This window comes from Ruegeria sp. SCSIO 43209 (genome assembly GCF_019904295.1).
GTDB lineage: Bacteria > Pseudomonadota > Alphaproteobacteria > Rhodobacterales > Rhodobacteraceae > Ruegeria.
This window is the reverse complement of sequence record NZ_CP065359.1, coordinates 2,700,285-2,716,030: the sequence shown is the minus strand read 5'-3', so window position 1 is coordinate 2,716,030 and position 15,746 is coordinate 2,700,285. Positions and strand designations below refer to the sequence as shown.

Sequence of the window (15,746 nt, the reverse complement as noted above, 5' to 3'; positions counted from 1 at the left end):
CACCCGTGGGAAGGGATGGCAACTTTGCGCGAGAACGACCGGACATTTATCGAAGGTGCCAGCGGCATCCATGTGGTGAACGAACAAGGCGAACGCTTGATCGACGGGCCGGGAGGCATGTGGTGCACCCAGATCGGTTATGGACGAGAGGAGATGGCCGAGGCCATGGCCGAGCAAGCGCGTAACCTTGCCTATTTCTCGCCCTTCAACAACGCCAACTCGACCGCTGCCCGGTTTGCACGCGAAATCGCCAAACGTGCACCCGGCGATTTGAACAACGTCTTTTTTACCACCGGTGGTTCCACTGCGGTGGATACGGCTATCCGATTTGTCCATTTTCGAAACAACCTTCTGGGTCGCCCCGAGAAAAAGAAAATCATTTCAAGGCAAAAAGCCTATCATGGAAGCACCTACTTGGCGGCCAGCGTCAGTGGAAAAGAGCGTGACAGGCTTTGGCTCGACAAGGCCGATGACCTCGCACATTTCCTGCCGGACGTGAATCCGCTCTACCGCGCACCTGGTCAAAGCGAAGTGAGCTTTCTGAACGAGAAAGTTTCCGACCTTGAAAATGCCATTGTGGCGCTTGGTCCAGAAAATGTTGCCGCTTTTATCGCTGAACCGGTTCTGGCGTCTGGTGGCGTGATCGTGCCGCCAAAAGGATATCACGAAGGCTGTTTAAACATCTGCAGGAAGTATGATGTTCTGTATATCTCCGACGAAGTGGTGACAGCTTTCGGGCGATTGGGTCATTGGTTTTCGTCAGAGGCTGTTTTCGGCATCCAACCAGACATAATCACTTGCGCCAAAGGGATGACCTCTGGGTACGCGCCGATGGGTGCCGCGATAATCTCTGACCGATTGATTGCAGACGTTGCAGGAAAAGGTGCAACCTTCTCAAATGGCTACACCTATTCTGGTCACCCGGTTAGCGCGGCCGCCGGATTGAAAAGCATGGAGATTATTGAACGAGAAAAGCTACTCGAACACGTTCGAAAAGTCGCTCCGATATTTCAAGATCAACTGCAGCAATTGCGTCACGTTGACATCGTTGCCGATGTGCGCGGGATGGGTTTGATGGGGTGCGTTCAATGCTCGGTTGATGGTGATCCTCAGAGCGATTTGGGTCGCGACTACGAGATTGGTGGCCAGATCGATATAGAATGCCAAAAACGTGGGTTATTGGTTCGACCTGTGATCAATATGTGTGTTCTTTCACCGCCCCTTATCATTAGCGAAAGTGAAATTAAGAAGATGTTTTCTGTTTTGCGCGAAGGGCTTGAAGCGACAAGAACGTGGCTTGTTGGAATCAGTGACCAATGAAGAGCAGGCACCATTGTTGCGAATGTCCACAAAACGAGATGCCTCTGCAGCATTTGGATTCCGTTCTAAATGTCGGCTTTGGGCCGAACCAAGAGTTTTCTAGGTCTGCTAGTATGCCCCTGAGGCGTATATGAAGAGCCTAAGGCGGCCGTGATGATTTTGAGAGTTTTCTCGGTCGACCTTCGTAACCCACGATCAGCTTTTCATCCTCGAGCAGACGAAGCGCCGTTTCCCAGTGGATTTTGAGTTTTCGCGCCACCCTGTTGATTACTTGGGTCTCTGTCCAGATGCGGCGCAGTTTATGTTTTGGCACTTTGGGTCTGCGAACCCCACGCTGTACCTCAAAGCCTCGTTCCCTAAAGAGTTTGGACAGTGTTGCAGGCTTCATCCCGTTTGCGTTGGCAATATCTGAGCAGGTTTTTCCCTTTTTATATTGCCTATAGAGGCGTTGAACATAATCGACGCCAAGCAAGTCCAAGAGCCGTCGCACAACCAACGGTCTAATTCCGAGCCGCGTGGCAAATTCCTTATGGGTTTTACTTTGTCTAAGCAAAGCGAGGAGTTTGCGGCGCAGGTACGGCTGCCACGCATTTGGCGTCTCTCGTAGGAAAATAGTCGGAACTCTGCCACATTTTATTTCGACTATTGTGCTCAAGCCTAACCCAGTTTCTTCAACGTCAGATACCTCTATTTGCGTCTCTTGGCGCAAAGCCGTCGGCGTTACAGCAACTTAGCTGATTGTCTTCCGACATTGCATTGAAATTTTGAGGCGCAAATACGTAAACATCAGAAATTAAACAATAAAAATGACACCTGTAAAGTCATTTGTTAGGTTTCGTTAACTGGAATCAGTCGGAACATTTGACATGACCGAGAATTTGATTGTCGATCTCGCGAAACATGAGCAGATCAAGTGTGACCTTCGGCTAAAAGGCAGTTCACTGGCTAAGCTGAGCCGAGATATCGGCCGTTCCATCAGCTCAGTGTCTACTGTGTCACAAGGATACAGGCGCTCTGACTACGTCCAGAAAGCCATAGCAGAAAAGCTTGGGACAACGCCCGAGGCTCTGTGGCCGGAACGTTACGAATAACGGAGGTGCCTGCAGATGAATTAGCAACAGCATTCATATAAGAAGAAAGGGTAAGGCCCCGAGGGCGGCAACCCACGAGGCCTTTGAAATCAGTATCGATAGCTTACCGATACACCTTCTTCCCCCGCCATGATCTCAAAGTCAACTGTTTCGTCGTCGCCTATTGGCGATGAGATGGTTTGGCTTTGCCCAAAGAACACCAAAAGAGGGTGGAGAGGCACGATCAGCCCAAGCTGGTCGGCGCTCCAAATCACAGACATGAAAGATGAAGAGTTCACACTGACGGGCGAGATGTCGCCTGAGCCCAGCCGTGCGACACGGGGTATCCCCCGGAGATCGACGCATAGCTCCAGAGGCGGAGTTGTCATGCAATTGCCTGGGCAAAACCGCCCGAGGGTCGTTCAATTTGAAAGCAAACTGGAACAGCGAGTGTTGTTTCTGCTACTGGCTAACCCTGCGGTGGCTAACGTTTGGGAGCAGCCACAACTCATCAGCTACCGCGATCAATCCGGCAATCGCAAAACCCACTTCATAGACTTCTTGGCGGAGCTAAAAAACGGTCGCCGATTAGCTATAGCAGTGAAGCCGTGGAAGGTGGTGCTGGAGAAGAATTTCTTACGTGAGCTTCAGCAGATCCGCGTGGCGATGCGCAAGGATTTTGCCGATGACATCGTGTTAGTTACAGAGCGCGATTTCACCCGCGCAGAGGCCCTCAACGCACAACGTTTCGTTGAGTTCTCAAAGGCGCGAAATACAGAGCATCAGGCTCATCTCAAGTCCGTCACCCGTGACGTCTGTTTTCCGGTCACGGTCGACGAGATGTGCCGGTTGTTGGGGCTCGGTGGCGCAGGGTTCAGGAGCATCGTGATCGCGGTCTTTGAAAACGTTCTAACGGCCGACAGAAAGCATCTGATTGATCTCGACACTTTGCTTTCGAAGGGAGGTGCAAAATGAACCTGCCTTTCAGAGTGAGTGTCTTTGGCCGTCTGACGATCGATGGCCGGAAGTACAAATTAGACCGAAAAACAGACTTTGGTTACCACTTCGAAGATTTTGATGAGACTGGCCGGAACCTGTCTCTCACATTCGACGAATTTGCCGACCTCCTTCAAAGGCCTGATGTGACCTTTGATCCTGGGTATTTTCTGCCTGAACGCCAGGACTTGCGAATGAGTGCGGGTGTTGAAGCAATAGCAAGCTTGCCAGATGACGTGAGATCCGAAGTAGTCTGGCGCTTCTCCTGGGTCGACGGGTTTTACCAGTTCGAGCGTGTCGATGAGGCGAAGCGGACAGATTTCTCACTACAGAGTGTCATTCCTTCCATCGAGGCCCATGTGAACAAACAGGCACGGGCTGCCCAAAGCAATTGGCGGAATCCGAGGGCCGGAAAGAAGAACGTTTATCGGGACCCACCCAGTCCAAGAACCTTAAGAGAATGGGTGAAACGATACGAGAAAGCAGGCGGCTCTCCGCTTGCTTTGATCCCGGGCACACATAGATCGGGCAACCGAACTGCGCGGTTCTGCCTCGAGGCTTCGAGATTGCTGGGCGAATGCCTCGAAGCCTATTTGACCCGGAAAAGACTAACCAAGAAGAACGTCGCGGACGTGTGCCGGGACCGGTTCAAAACTGTGAACAAGCAACGAGTGGTGGAGGGTAAGCCGGAGCTCACAATTCCTTCGCGGCGCAAAGTTGAGCGCGCACTTTCTGAGCTTGATCCGTATTTCACATGCGTCCAAAGGCACGGCGTGGACTACGCCAATCGCAAGTTCGCGCTCTATGAGGAAGGTGTCACAGCCAGCTATCCAATGGAGCGTGTTGAGATAGATGAATGGTGTGTTGATCTAATAACGATACTTGCTGAAAGGGGCGCGCTGGATCATTTGAGTCCCGAAGAGCTCGCCAAGCTGGATCGTGGGCGTCGTTGGCTTTACCTCGCGATCGACTGTGCCACGCGATGTGTGGTGGGTATGAGACTGGCGGAAAAGCCGAATTGCCAAGACGCCCTGGCTCTTTTGTCTGACATCACACGCGACAAATCGGACCTTGCGATTGCGGCTGGCTGCAAATCGACCTGGCATCACTACGGCGGGGTGAGTTCCCTGGTGACCGATCTTGGCGTTGCTTTTGTGGATGATGAGTTTCGAAGTGCGGTCTTTGATGCACATGGAGTTGTTGAGACGCCTCGCGGCGGGCTACCGCGTTTGCGCGGGCGCGTGGAGCGTATCTTTCGAACCTTTGGGACGGCCCTGATGCCGCTCCTCGCCGGTCGCACATTTTCCGATCCTAAAGAGCGAGGAGACTATCCTTCGGAGGAGATGGCCTCTCTTTCAGATGACGTGCTGATGGAAATCCTCATCAGGTTCGTTGTGGACGTGTATCACAACATCCCGCACCGCGGGCTGAATGGCGAAACCCCCAATAATTGCTGGAAACGCCTCGCCGAGAAAATGGGTATTGTCCCCCAGCTCGCCGAAACCACCCGACGCAAAGCCCTTGGTGTGAGGTATCGCAGGCGTGTTTTTGGCAAAGGAGTGAGGCTATTTAGCATTGACTACACCTGCCAGGCACTTCGTGAGTTCTATGTGCACGACCGTCGCCGTCACGTTCATTTAAAAGTTGACCTGAACGATCTCGGTTGGATCATGATTCAGATCGGGAAAAAGTGGTATGCGGCGCGCGCTCTGCAGAAGTGCTTTGACGCCGTATCTTATGAACAATGGGAAGCGACCGCGCGTCAGTTGCGGCTGAAATACAAGGCCGAGGCCGTGCTTCAGGAGAAGACTGTCTCTGACGCATTGCATACCATCATCCAAAAGAACTCAGAAGAAGAGCGCCGGTTCGGGGCTGTCCTGAAGCGTCAGACACCGGCTGGGCTTAGACGAGCTAGGGAAGATCTGTTCCAGGGTTTGAGCATCGAAACGGATGATCCTGAAGGCTTTGACCTTCCGCCAGAGCCAGATCTATTCGGCCATGTCATCCCGTCATTGGACGAAGGAGAAAACACCATCGAAGTTACAGCTGGCCAGGGGCAAAACCCCAATGGGGATCGTCCCAGACCTTCGAAATGGAGGATTGAAAATGACTGATCTCCCTGGCGATCCGTCTGATGAGATCGACGTCCAGATAGCGCGTCTTCGAGACATGTTCGTTTCACATCAGGTGTTCCACGATCTCAAACTGGTTTTTGATCGTCATCTGCGCCGAAGACGAGCGGCTATCCGATTGGGTAGTCGCAGCGAGGCGCGCGGTATTGCTCTGATCGGGGCGTCTGGCAGTGGGAAATCCACCGCCGCAGACCGCTTGTTTGATAATCACACTGACCTGATCCTACCAACGGCGGGCCAGGATGTAGCGGAGGTGATCCGGCTATTGGTGCCGTCACCCGCGACGCTAAAAAATGTTGGTACGACGATCCTGTCCGGTTTGGGATATCCGCTCGCTCGGGACAAATCGGTTGGGATCATATGGACGCAGGTGCGTCAGTTTCTCCAAATGCGAAGGACCCTGTTTGTGCATCTGGACGAGGCTCAGGACCTCTACATCAGCAAAGGCGTCAAAACCCGAAATGATGTGGTGAACACCCTGAAATCGCTTATGAACGATAAGGACTGGCCGGTTGGTCTTGTTCTGTCTGGCACGCCCGATCTGATCGAGATGATCAATTCTGATGTTCAGCTCAAAAGGCGCATAGATGTTGTGCACTTGGGTGCAGTGAGCTGGATATCCCACGAACCCGAGATCACAGAGATCTTTACTGAGTTCGTTCGGAAGTCTGGTCTGACACCTTCCATTGAACTTCAACAGAGAGAGTTTCTCAAGCGGCTGGTTCACGCAGGTGGCAATGAGTTTGGAATGATCATCGAAATGTGTCTGAGTGGGATAGAAGAGGCGCTCTACGACGGAGAAACCCAGCTCCGACTTGGACATTTTGCAGAAGCATTCCGGCGCAAGTCGGGTTGTATACCTGCTTTCAACCCATTTCTTGCCCAAGACTACATTAGCATAGATGTTAGGACCATCATGGGCTGGTTGGATCACGGCGACCCCTCGTTGGACGGAGGGTTGCAATGAAACGACAACTCGCTCTCACTCTGCCTCATCATCACATGGAGACGCCTGCTTCCTATGTCGCCCGGCTGTCACGTCGCAATCTTAGTGTTACGAGGGAATTCTGCTCAGATCTGGGTCTGAGATGGCCCCATATCTGCTCGGCTCATCCGGATCAGCTGGAGCGGCTGTCGCAACTGGCTGGGGTGCCACTTGAAGCGTTGGAGTTGGCGGCGGCCAGATTGGTTGGCCCCTGTCGGTACCGCGTCGGGCATTCCTTTGCCACCTCCGGTTCGTTCCGCCGTGCTACCACCCGAATCTGTCCGAAGTGTATTGTGGATGTCATTGATGGGTCGGGTCCTGAGAGCGCGTTTCAACTTCTTGAATGGTTGGTGCTGCCGATCGGGACCTGTGCCAAACATAGCGTACCGTTGATCCAGCTTCCCAACGCGTCGCATGCGCATCTCACCTACGACGTGGTTGAGCAAGTGACGCGTCACCAGGATCTGATCTTTGAAGCCGCTCAAGACGCAACAAAGCTTGGGCGATCTTCGTTTGAAACCTACCTGAGCCGCCGAATTGAGTTTGGGGTCGCTGATGACTGGTTGGACTCGCTGGAGCTAACGCATCTTCATCAGGCCGCTCTGACATTTGGTATGGCGATTGCCATGGACCGCGGCGTCGGCCGTTCGGATTTGGACTTCGAACAAGAGCGTACTTGCATGTCGGCTGGTTTCGAGGTTCTGAAGAGTGGGCCGGAAGCCCTGAAATCTGAGTTGGAGCGTGCCAGGCGCCGGTCTTCCTCAAAGCGGTCTTATTTTACGACCGATATGGGCGAATTCTACACTTGGCTTAAAGAAGCTGAAGAGGACCCGGCGACAGCAGTCCTCAGGGCTTGCGTGCAGGATTTTGTGAGTGAAAACTATCCGCTGCAGACCGGTGCGAAAGTTCTGGGTGCGGAAATCTCAGCACCCAAACTCATCACGCTTGAACGCGCGCGGGAGCTACATGGGGTCGGCGAGGTTCGGGTGCGAGGCATTCTCGCCCATCTTCGAGGTCAAACCGCTAGCGACCTGTCAGATATGAAAGATGTCAGCCATGAGGATCTGGCCGCCGTTCTCGACTTCTGGTCTGGGTTGCGGAATATCAAATCCACCGCGGTCCAGCTCAATATCCATCCGGTCCAGGTGAAGGCGCTGATCCGACAGAATGTTCTGGAAGCCTATCGTTTTGGAACGTCTCTGCGCTATGTTCCATCGTCCTCAGTACAGACCTTGCTGACTAGGCTTGAAGGCCTACGCATTGCCTCTCGGGCACGTCATAGGTTGCCCCTCTCGGAGTACAGCCGACAGAGCAAGGTGGCCCTGGCTCGCGTTGTCGCTGATTGGGTAGCAGGCCGACTGACCGGCGTTTGGAGAGATCCGGACGTGGAAGGGTTGGCTGGAATTCTTATCGACTGCGCTGAGATCTTGGAGAAATCGGAGCGCGTGTTTTCCGGCGATCTGTCTCTGATGGATGCGGCGGCGCGCTTGAGAATTAGTGTCGGGTCGATCCGGCGGTTGCGGGATGGTGGATACCTAAAGCAGAAAAAAATGCGAAACCCGGACACGCAGCACTACCGTTGCTACATCACTGAAGAGAGTATTCAGGCTTTTGAAAAATATTACGTAACGCTGGGCCAATTGGCGCGGCAGTTTGAGATAGCAGCGGTCCATTTGGGTCCGGCATTGGATCGCAGAGAAGTTGAGACTATCCCCTGCGAGGCTGGGTTTGTTCGTGCCTACCCGAACGAGACACGAGATGTGGTTCGGGAAATGACGATGGGGGGTAAAACTTCGATCCAAACAGATTGTCTCCACGACAGTTGGAACCAAGATAAGCAGGCGGCGGAGCAAGGTTGATGCTCCGCCACACATTCTCATGAGAAATAGTGGCGGTCTATAGATTGGGGCAACTACGTTGAATTGCTGTACCGCGAGGTGAAGAAAAATGACTAGCAGTCGAAGAAATCTTACTGAACGGCTTCAACCAATATGGGAGGCCGTAGGCAAGCTGGGCGCGAATACTCCCGCGCTTAATCTAAAGGCCTATCTCGATGAGATGTGGAGCGAAGACAAAACAACTACTGCTTCTTTGGGGACTGGAAAGGGTCTCGCTCGACGAGACGAAAAAATTGCGGAAGATCTTGAGGCCCAATTCAAGATGATTGCGGTCGCCTATGCCACCGGAAAATTGGATGAGATCGACCGCGTAGTTAACTACCTATCGTTCATACGTCGCATGAAAAAGCAGGGCGTTTATGAGATTGGACACTGGAGTGATGAGGACAAAGATGGGTGACGATGCAACTAGGAGGTGGTTCACGTAACACCCGTTCAGCAATGTCCATTGGCTTCTATCTAAGGCCTTCCCTCCGAGAACTCAAAACCAGACATTTAGGCGGAACGCGGCAAATGACTCGAAGGAGCCCAAAGGAGACTTAGGCTATGGGCGCAGCATTTGTCGTTTGGGCGGGAAGCAGTCATTCGCTGCAGGTGCAGGGTTTGGTATTCGGTTACAAAAATGCTGACATACAAAGCGGAACACTACTTAGTGTCCCTATCACATGTTGAATGGATGCCCTTAAGCCAGCTGGCCGACGGTTTTGGAGAATTTGTGCCGATTGACGATGGTTTGACGCGGATCGGGTAGTCAAAGCAAGTTGGAACTCACACTAAATTATGAAACGGGAAGTTTTAGCGCAGTTAATGGGGTGAAATCGGCGACGCACTCAGCAAATTATTTTAGCCTTATCGCGGTTTGATGTGGATTATGTTAAAGTAACTACGGCTTTTGTGGACGAAGTTGTAATGCTGGTACACCTTGTTTATCTGGTTTTTTCGCGACTTAGGTCTGGCTTCATTGCTATTGTCATGTTCGGACCTGCAATTGTACTGGCGGACATATCTGATGCCAGGCGTATGGCGCTTGTCATAGGAAATTCGAAGTATGAGTACGTTACAAATATTCCAAACTCGGCAAATGATGCGCGGGATATAGCGGCCGCGCTTGGTCGGATAAGTTTTAATGTGACCGAACTATACGATCTCGACTACCGTCAAATGCGGCTGGCCCTTCGGGATTTTTCCGATAAGGCTGCGAAAGCTGACGTGGTGTTGGTCTATTTCGCGGGTCATGGCATCGAAATAGACAACACCAATTACCTGATTCCCACCAACGCGGAACTCAAAAGCGATAAGGATGTGGAATTCGAGGCTATACGGCTGGACTCGGTGCTAAATGCGGTATCTACGGCGAAAGGTCTCAAGCTTGTTCTTATTGACGCCTGCCGAAACAATCCGTTCCTTTCAGATATGGAGCGCACAACCGCAACGCGGTCCATCGGGCAGGGATTGGGCAGTATTGATCCCGGAGGTGTTCTGGTCGGTTATTCCGCGCGCGGCGGAACTCTGGCGTTGGACGGTGATGGCCGAAACAGCCCCTATGCCGAAGCCCTGCTTGAACATATCGAGGTGCCGGGGCTGGAACTTGGCAAACTGTTTCGAAAAGTACGCGACACCGTCTTTGAACTTACCGATGGTTATCAGGAGCCTTTTACCTACGGTTCATTGCCCGGGCGTGATATCTATCTGGTACCGGCGGCGGTGAGTGCCCCGTCGGTCGTGCAGGAAGCCTCGAAGGTCGCGACCGATCCCGTGAACGAGCGTCAAAGTTCGGCCGAGCGGGTTTTGCGCGAAGCCCTGACACTGGCAGACGAAACCACGAAACAGAATGCGCTGAAATTGATTGCGCAGCTCTACCCGGACACGCGCGCCGGTCAATATGCGCAAGGTGTTTTGGATGCCGCCAGCAGCACGAACCGAAATCCGGCAACGCATGTTGCCCCAAAAACAACGGAAGAACCGCTGCGGCAGGACGTGCCCGAGGACAAGACTGCTGCACGGTCAAGTGCAACATCGAATACCGAAGCCAATTTGAATCTAAGCCGCGGCGACTACCGAAACATTCAGCGCGGCCTGAATGTTCTTGGCTTCGCTGCCGGACCTGAAGACGGTATTTTCGGCCCCAGATCGCGCGCCGCGCTTGAGAGATTTCAAAGTAAGAACGGCGTGGCCAGGACTGGCTATTTGACTGCAGAAAGCGTTGCAGTTCTCAGCAGCATTCCTCAGCCGGAACGCCAGGAACCGGTTCAAAAGACAAGTCGGGGTCAGACGCTGGTTGCTCCGGAAGCGGCGTCGGCGACCTCTGCTGCGATTGGATTCAACGGCGAGTATGTCGTTAATATTCGTCGGCGACCGGACCCGCTGGGCACGGATGCCGGTTCCGGGATCGACACGGTGCTTTGGCTGAAATATCGCAAGACCGATGCTGGATTCGCGCTAGTAAATGCGGTCGATCGCTCCAAAGGGGGTGATAGCCGGTCCAAGAAATATCGGGCATCTTTGTCCGACAAAGGGCGTTTGAAAGTTTCCGGACGCACGAATTTTCTGTTCAACAGCGTTTATGTAGTACCCTTCTCGGTCACGCTGGACTTGCCTTCAACTTTGGCACCCAACGCGTCAATACGCAGCAATCAGGGGCGATTTGACAAGAATTGGTACGTCGATGTTGTTGTGACGCGAAAATAGGATTCACCACCAATTCCACGATAGAACTAATTTCGCAGATCTCACGTTGTTGGCGGTGCTTTCACCACCTGAATCTCTGTTCTGCCATCGTCATGAAAAAGCCCCGGTATGACTGGCCAGTTGCGGTCCGGATCGGTCAGCCGCGCAGTTTCCAGCGTCATGCAGATCGGACGGCATCCGTCCTTATCAGGTGGTAGAGTCTTTATCCAGCTTTCCAGACGTGCGGCGATGTTAATCGTGTCGCCAATGACGTTGTAATGCATGGACCCTCTGACGCCTAGGGTGCCCCCAATTGCGTCTCCGCTGTTCAGTGCAATGCGCAGCTTGTACGCAGGTTGGTTTTCAAGTGTTCCATTCAGTGTCGCAACGGCTTTGCGCATGGCATGGGCGCAGCGCAATGCGGCCTGCGCGTCAAATTGTCTTTGTTTGTGCGTTTCGCTGGGAATTGGCGCGCCAAACACAACCAATATGCCGTCGCCAGTGTATTTCTCGACAAACCCATTATGCGCGCGGGAAATTTCACTTAGCCGATCCAGTATGCGTGAGATCCACGCCATGAACGCTTCGGCATCCATCGAATTACCAGCAAGGGTCGATCCTTCAATATCCGCGAGCAGCGCCGTGACAAACAGTTGCCGAGATCGGGGCTTTCCACCCGACATTAGATATTTGCGTTGTTTCCAAATCTCAGCTGCCAGCTCTTCGGACAGATGAGAAGAAAACACCTGCGCGATGGCACGCCTTTGGTTGCGCGAAAAGCCTGAGATGATACCAAAGCCGCAAAGAAATCCAAAAGTCCAACCCAACAGAGATGGCGCGACGGGCATTAACAAAGCGAACTGTTGAAACACGGACAACGCAACCGTTAGCAAGAGGCCACCCATCCCAGCCAACAACACCGCATTGCCGGTAACCCTGACGAAAACAGACACGCAGGCACCTAAGAAGACCGAAGCGAGGATGATGAACGCAGGAATCTGGCCGTCCAAGGCGCGCAGCGGAGTGGCTTGGCCGTTGAAGTAGTCTATCAACTGTTGAACGATCGTGGCGTGGATTTCGGCCCCAAAGGTAAAATTTGACCCGGTTGACCGGTTGAGTGGTGTTAAAAAGTAATCTTTTACGGAATGACTGGTAACGCCGATTATCACAGCGTTTCCTTTAAAGCGATCCAGCCCAGTTTGAGTCAGAATCTCTGCGGCGGGAACACTGCGAGTGATCGGCAATGTATTTTTGTAATCAATGACGATTTGATAGCCTGACGTATCCACGTTGCGGAACAGGTTTGCACCCGTGGCCAAAGGTTTTACAACTGTATCGCCAAACATCAAATAGCGCGGATTGTCGGGAGCGCTTTTCAATGCAGGTTGCCCGGTATGGGTCGCGGCCAAATGCATAGGCAGTGACAGGGAAATACCATCGTGCGTATTTACTAACAACAAGGCGCGTCGGGCAACGCCATCAGGGTCAATTGGAATATCAGCGAACCCCGTGTGCGAGTCCTGCGGCGCGGAAATGCCAGCAGTCTCGCCGTCCTGTAGTTTCGAGATCACGAAAACTCTGGGATCGCTCAGCACCTCAAGCAAGGCGTCCCGACCTTCACCTACCGGAACGTCCCTGTAAATGTCTACACCCACCGTAGTTGCACCAGAGGCGAGCAAATTGCTTACAATCTGCGCCAATTGCAGATCGGGGACAGGCCAGCCCCATTCGCCCAAATCTTTGTCATTGATGGTAGCCAGATAAACGTCTGCTATAGGTTTATCTTCGGCAAAGGCTGATGTCGTCCAATCGTATTGGAGAAGCTCAAGTGGTTCGAGTATGCCTTTTTTTCGGAGTTCGATCAGAGGTATGCCCACAATCAGTGAAATGACACAGACCAAAACCCAGCGTTGCCAAATCGGCATGAGCGATGACGTTCTCTGCCATGCATGCCTTGGACGCTTCAATTTCACGGACCTACGCCAGCTGAATTCAGAAATTTTTCGAGTACGGCTGGGTTCGTCGCCTGCACTCGGCCGCTGAGGCCTATATCCACAAGTTCGGAGAGCGCATCGAACCACAGACCAGCTGCGGCCGGAGTGTCTGATCTAAATTCTTCCGGCAAACGCTCAATCAACCCTGACGACCGTTCGACCACCGCGTCGGTGTTTGGATCGAGCAGCTCAAGTTGCCAAAGGTAAACCTGGTCGGTATCCAGCATAAAACTTGACCTACTGAGGTCCAGACCATAATCGCCGGGCGGGAAAGGACCCATAATGTGTAGTTCTGTTGCAGTCGTCCCGATTGGGTTCAGCTTGACGATTACATTTCCTCGATGGCCGCGGGTCAGCCGCCAGATCAACGGCGGAAAGGCCAGAGTTGTTAACCCACCGTCTGCTGGAACCAGTAGCAGTAGGTCAGAAGCGGCATCCGAAGGTATAGTCCGGGTACCAGCGCCCATTCGATCTTTTGGCGTGCCGATTTCGGGAGGAATGAATACAATTTCTGAGGACTTTTCCGCGTTTTTCTCATCGCCTGAAGCCAGTGCAAAACCGCTGGGAAACAGGCCTGCAGCCAGTACGAAGACAAAAACAGCTATTGATACCCAATTCCACGACACAAGACGCCTCGCGAAGAAAATTGCAAATAAATCCGCTTTTTGAAGGTTTAGCGTAGGCTTGAAATTACGTTGAGTCCAGTTCCTGCTCTATCTCGCTTCAGCTGATCCTAAGCTCGGTTATCAAGCAATTTTATGCTAATATTAGGAACTGTTCGGTTCAGAGTTGAGTCTGTACTTATGATTCCTGAAATCAAATGGCGAAGCGGTGCCTGGTGTTTGTTGGTGGTTTGTTTGCTCTTGACCTTGCCGCTTGCGACAGAGGCTAAGGGCGAGCGCGTAGCTCTTGTTATAGGTAACTCTGCCTATCAATACGTCCCGGACCTGCGCAATCCGGCCAATGATGCCGAGGACATATCCAAGGCGTTACAGCGCGTTGGGTTTGAGGTTACACAACATCAAAACCTGAGTTACACCGATATGCGCATTGCATTGCGCGACTTTGCCGAAGCCGCAGCCAATGCGAAAGTGGCGCTTATGTATTTCGCGGGTCATGGAATCGAAATCGAGAACACAAACTATCTGATACCGGTAAATGCAGCGCTGAAAAGTGACCGGGACGTCGAATTCGAAGCCATTCGTCTGGACGCTATCGTGAATGCCATTGCTGGCTCATCCGCGCTAAATATCGTGATTGTCGACGCATGCCGAAACAACCCGTTTTTAACCCAGATGAAAAAGGCATCGAACACTCGTTCGATCGGGCGCGGTTTGGCCGCGGTTGAACCAGGAGGCGTCGTGGTCGGATACGCGGCCCGCGGTGGGACTCTGGCGCAAGATGGCGACGGTCGGAACAGCCCTTACGCGCAGGCGTTTCTGGAACATGTTGAACAACCGGGTCTGGAACTTGGCAAATTGTTCCGCAAGGTGCGCGATCGCGTGTTCGCGCTGACCGACGGGTATCAGGAGCCTTTTGTTTACGGCTCACTTCCGGGCGAGGACATTTTTTTGGTACCCAAGGTAGAACAAGCTGCATTGCCATTGTTGGGCCCTAAAGAACCTGACGCATCAGGCGTGCAACCGCAGGCAACTGAGAAGAACGCGCTGGCCGCAGCTATGAAGGTGAACACTGTCAGGGGGTGGGATTTGGTTGCCAGATCCTATCGCACAGCAACGTTATCCGAGCCCGAAGTACTGAAGCGGATGGCCCAGATCACACCTGCCTGGACCAGAAAGAGTGGGCAGTTCGATGAAATAGAAGCCGCGCTCTTGCCGAGCCCTACTCAGAAAAAGGAAATACAACAAAATCTTAACAGCGCAGGCTTCGACGTTGGTGTGCCCGACGGAGTTTTCGGGCCGCGGACACGATCAGGCATCAAGGCGCTTCAGGCCAAATTGGGGTTGGAACAATCCGGATACGCCGATCTTGCCGTCCTTTCCGGCCTTGGGATCAGGCCGCAGGCGCAGGATGGCGCGAGTTTTATTAGCAATCCCTTCGCTGTCCGACAGAATATTTCCGAGTTGAAGGTGTTAGGTGAATCTGAAGAAGTCACGCAAATTCTTGGTTGTTTGGGTCTACGTAAAAGTGTCTATGGCACGTTTCGTGGCAACCTTTACGTTGCGCTGGTCTATTCAGGCAGCGTGCAGAGTGCGCGCAGCGAGGCGCAAAAATGTGGATTGGATTTGGCCGCAATCACATCGGCTGCAGAGAATGCGTTCATCGTCAGGATGATTTCAAGCGACCCGGCTTTCTTTGAAATGGGATACGACAGCAAAACGAAAATCAGCTATAAGGCCGGACCTTATTTCGGGTTCAGAAAGGACCCCAAAGAAGACGGTGCCGTCATCGGATGGCGATGGTTCAGCGGAGAACCCGTGACCTATACCAACTGGTTGCCATCCAAGCCAAACAAAACCCACGGCAAGGGCAGTAAATCATTCGCGCAGTTTCAGTACGAAGCGCGAGGGAGACGCGATCTTGACGATGTGACCCCGACAAAATGGTTCGATGGCTCTGGATGGAATGTGCGTTCCGTGGTCTTGGAAGGCTCTCTGAAATAACGCGCTCTGCCCAAGGGGTTTCAGCGAAACCGTATGTTTTTTTATGAGGATACGCTGGCA

12 protein-coding genes are annotated in these 15,746 nt (G+C 52.8%); 9 read left to right on the top strand and 3 right to left on the bottom strand.

Translation table 11 applies throughout. The features are described from left to right. Positions 1–15 precede the first annotated feature (15 nt). Complete coding sequence (locus tag I5192_RS13580; RefSeq protein ID WP_370644454.1) at positions 16–1,320, top strand: aminotransferase; 1,305 nt, start codon at positions 16–18, stop codon at positions 1,318–1,320. Between the two features lie 866 nt (positions 1,321–2,186). Continuing rightward, complete coding sequence (locus I5192_RS22770) at positions 2,187–2,411, top strand: helix-turn-helix domain-containing protein (RefSeq protein ID WP_170465228.1); 225 nt, start codon at positions 2,187–2,189, stop codon at positions 2,409–2,411. Between the two features lie 89 nt (positions 2,412–2,500). On the opposite strand, the gene I5192_RS13570 is transcribed toward I5192_RS22770, so the two are convergent. Then, on the bottom strand, positions 2,501–2,779 hold the full coding sequence (locus I5192_RS13570) for a hypothetical protein (RefSeq protein WP_170465226.1): 279 nt from the start codon (positions 2,777–2,779) through the stop codon (positions 2,501–2,503). Here I5192_RS13570 and I5192_RS13565 point away from each other — a divergent pair. The 6 genes from I5192_RS13565 to I5192_RS13540 all read left to right on the top strand — a co-directional run bounded on the left by I5192_RS13565 (position 2,778) and on the right by I5192_RS13540 (position 11,089). Beyond that, the gene (locus I5192_RS13565) at positions 2,778–3,365 is read left to right on the top strand and encodes a TnsA endonuclease N-terminal domain-containing protein (RefSeq protein WP_170465224.1); all 588 of its coding nucleotides are present in this window, start codon (positions 2,778–2,780) and stop codon (positions 3,363–3,365) included. The genes I5192_RS13570 and I5192_RS13565 overlap by 2 nt on opposite strands. A gap of 854 nt (positions 3,366–4,219) precedes the next feature. Continuing rightward, positions 4,220–5,500, top strand: a complete 1,281-nt coding sequence (locus I5192_RS13560) for a hypothetical protein (RefSeq protein ID WP_170465222.1) — start codon at positions 4,220–4,222, stop codon at positions 5,498–5,500. Next, positions 5,493–6,485 (top strand): ATP-binding protein, encoded by a 993-nt coding sequence (locus tag I5192_RS13555; protein ID WP_170465220.1) that lies wholly within the window; start codon positions 5,493–5,495, stop codon positions 6,483–6,485. Before I5192_RS13560 ends, I5192_RS13555 begins: the two co-directional genes overlap by 8 nt. Next, positions 6,482–8,362: a TniQ family protein gene (locus I5192_RS13550; protein WP_223117070.1), complete on the top strand. Its 1,881-nt coding sequence runs from the start codon at positions 6,482–6,484 to the stop codon at positions 8,360–8,362. The genes I5192_RS13555 and I5192_RS13550 overlap by 4 nt, the downstream gene beginning before the upstream one ends. Before the next feature lie 88 nt (positions 8,363–8,450). Continuing rightward, positions 8,451–8,801, top strand: a complete 351-nt coding sequence (locus tag I5192_RS13545) for a hypothetical protein (RefSeq protein ID WP_170465216.1) — start codon at positions 8,451–8,453, stop codon at positions 8,799–8,801. Positions 8,802–9,310: 509 nt separating this feature from the next. Beyond that, on the top strand, positions 9,311–11,089 hold the full coding sequence (locus I5192_RS13540; RefSeq protein WP_223117069.1) for a caspase family protein: 1,779 nt from the start codon (positions 9,311–9,313) through the stop codon (positions 11,087–11,089). 41 nt (positions 11,090–11,130) lie between these two features. On the opposite strand, the gene I5192_RS13535 is transcribed toward I5192_RS13540, so the two are convergent. Then, complete coding sequence (locus tag I5192_RS13535; protein WP_223117068.1) at positions 11,131–12,993, bottom strand: CHASE2 domain-containing protein; 1,863 nt, start codon at positions 12,991–12,993, stop codon at positions 11,131–11,133. A 44-nt stretch (positions 12,994–13,037) separates the two neighbouring features. Further along, positions 13,038–13,688, bottom strand: coding sequence for a DUF928 domain-containing protein (locus I5192_RS13530; protein ID WP_170465210.1), 651 nt, complete (start codon positions 13,686–13,688; stop codon positions 13,038–13,040). A 243-nt stretch (positions 13,689–13,931) separates the two neighbouring features. On the opposite strand from I5192_RS13530, the gene I5192_RS13525 reads away from it, so the two are divergent. Continuing rightward, positions 13,932–15,686 carry a caspase family protein gene (locus I5192_RS13525; protein WP_223117067.1) on the top strand — a complete coding sequence of 585 codons (1,755 nt, stop codon included), beginning with the start codon at positions 13,932–13,934 and terminating at the stop codon, positions 15,684–15,686. The last annotated feature ends 60 nt before the right edge of the window (positions 15,687–15,746 follow it).

Bases quoted from the DNA above. Each gene is read 5' to 3' on its own strand.
- I5192_RS13580 (WP_370644454.1), top strand. From the start codon at position 16: ATGGCAACTTTGCGCGAGAACGACCGGACATTTATCGAAGGTGCCAGC.
- I5192_RS22770 (WP_170465228.1), top strand. From the start codon at position 2,187: ATGACCGAGAATTTGATTGTCGATCTCGCGAAACATGAGCAGATCAAG.
- I5192_RS13565 (WP_170465224.1), top strand. From the start codon at position 2,778: ATGCAATTGCCTGGGCAAAACCGCCCGAGGGTCGTTCAATTTGAAAGC.
- I5192_RS13570 (WP_170465226.1), bottom strand. From the start codon at position 2,779: ATGACAACTCCGCCTCTGGAGCTATGCGTCGATCTCCGGGGGATACCC.
- I5192_RS13560 (WP_170465222.1), top strand. From the start codon at position 4,220: ATGGAGCGTGTTGAGATAGATGAATGGTGTGTTGATCTAATAACGATA.
- I5192_RS13555 (WP_170465220.1), top strand. From the start codon at position 5,493: ATGACTGATCTCCCTGGCGATCCGTCTGATGAGATCGACGTCCAGATA.
- I5192_RS13550 (WP_223117070.1), top strand. From the start codon at position 6,482: ATGAAACGACAACTCGCTCTCACTCTGCCTCATCATCACATGGAGACG.
- I5192_RS13545 (WP_170465216.1), top strand. From the start codon at position 8,451: ATGACTAGCAGTCGAAGAAATCTTACTGAACGGCTTCAACCAATATGG.
- I5192_RS13540 (WP_223117069.1), top strand. From the start codon at position 9,311: ATGCTGGTACACCTTGTTTATCTGGTTTTTTCGCGACTTAGGTCTGGC.
- I5192_RS13535 (WP_223117068.1), bottom strand. From the start codon at position 12,993: ATGCCGATTTGGCAACGCTGGGTTTTGGTCTGTGTCATTTCACTGATT.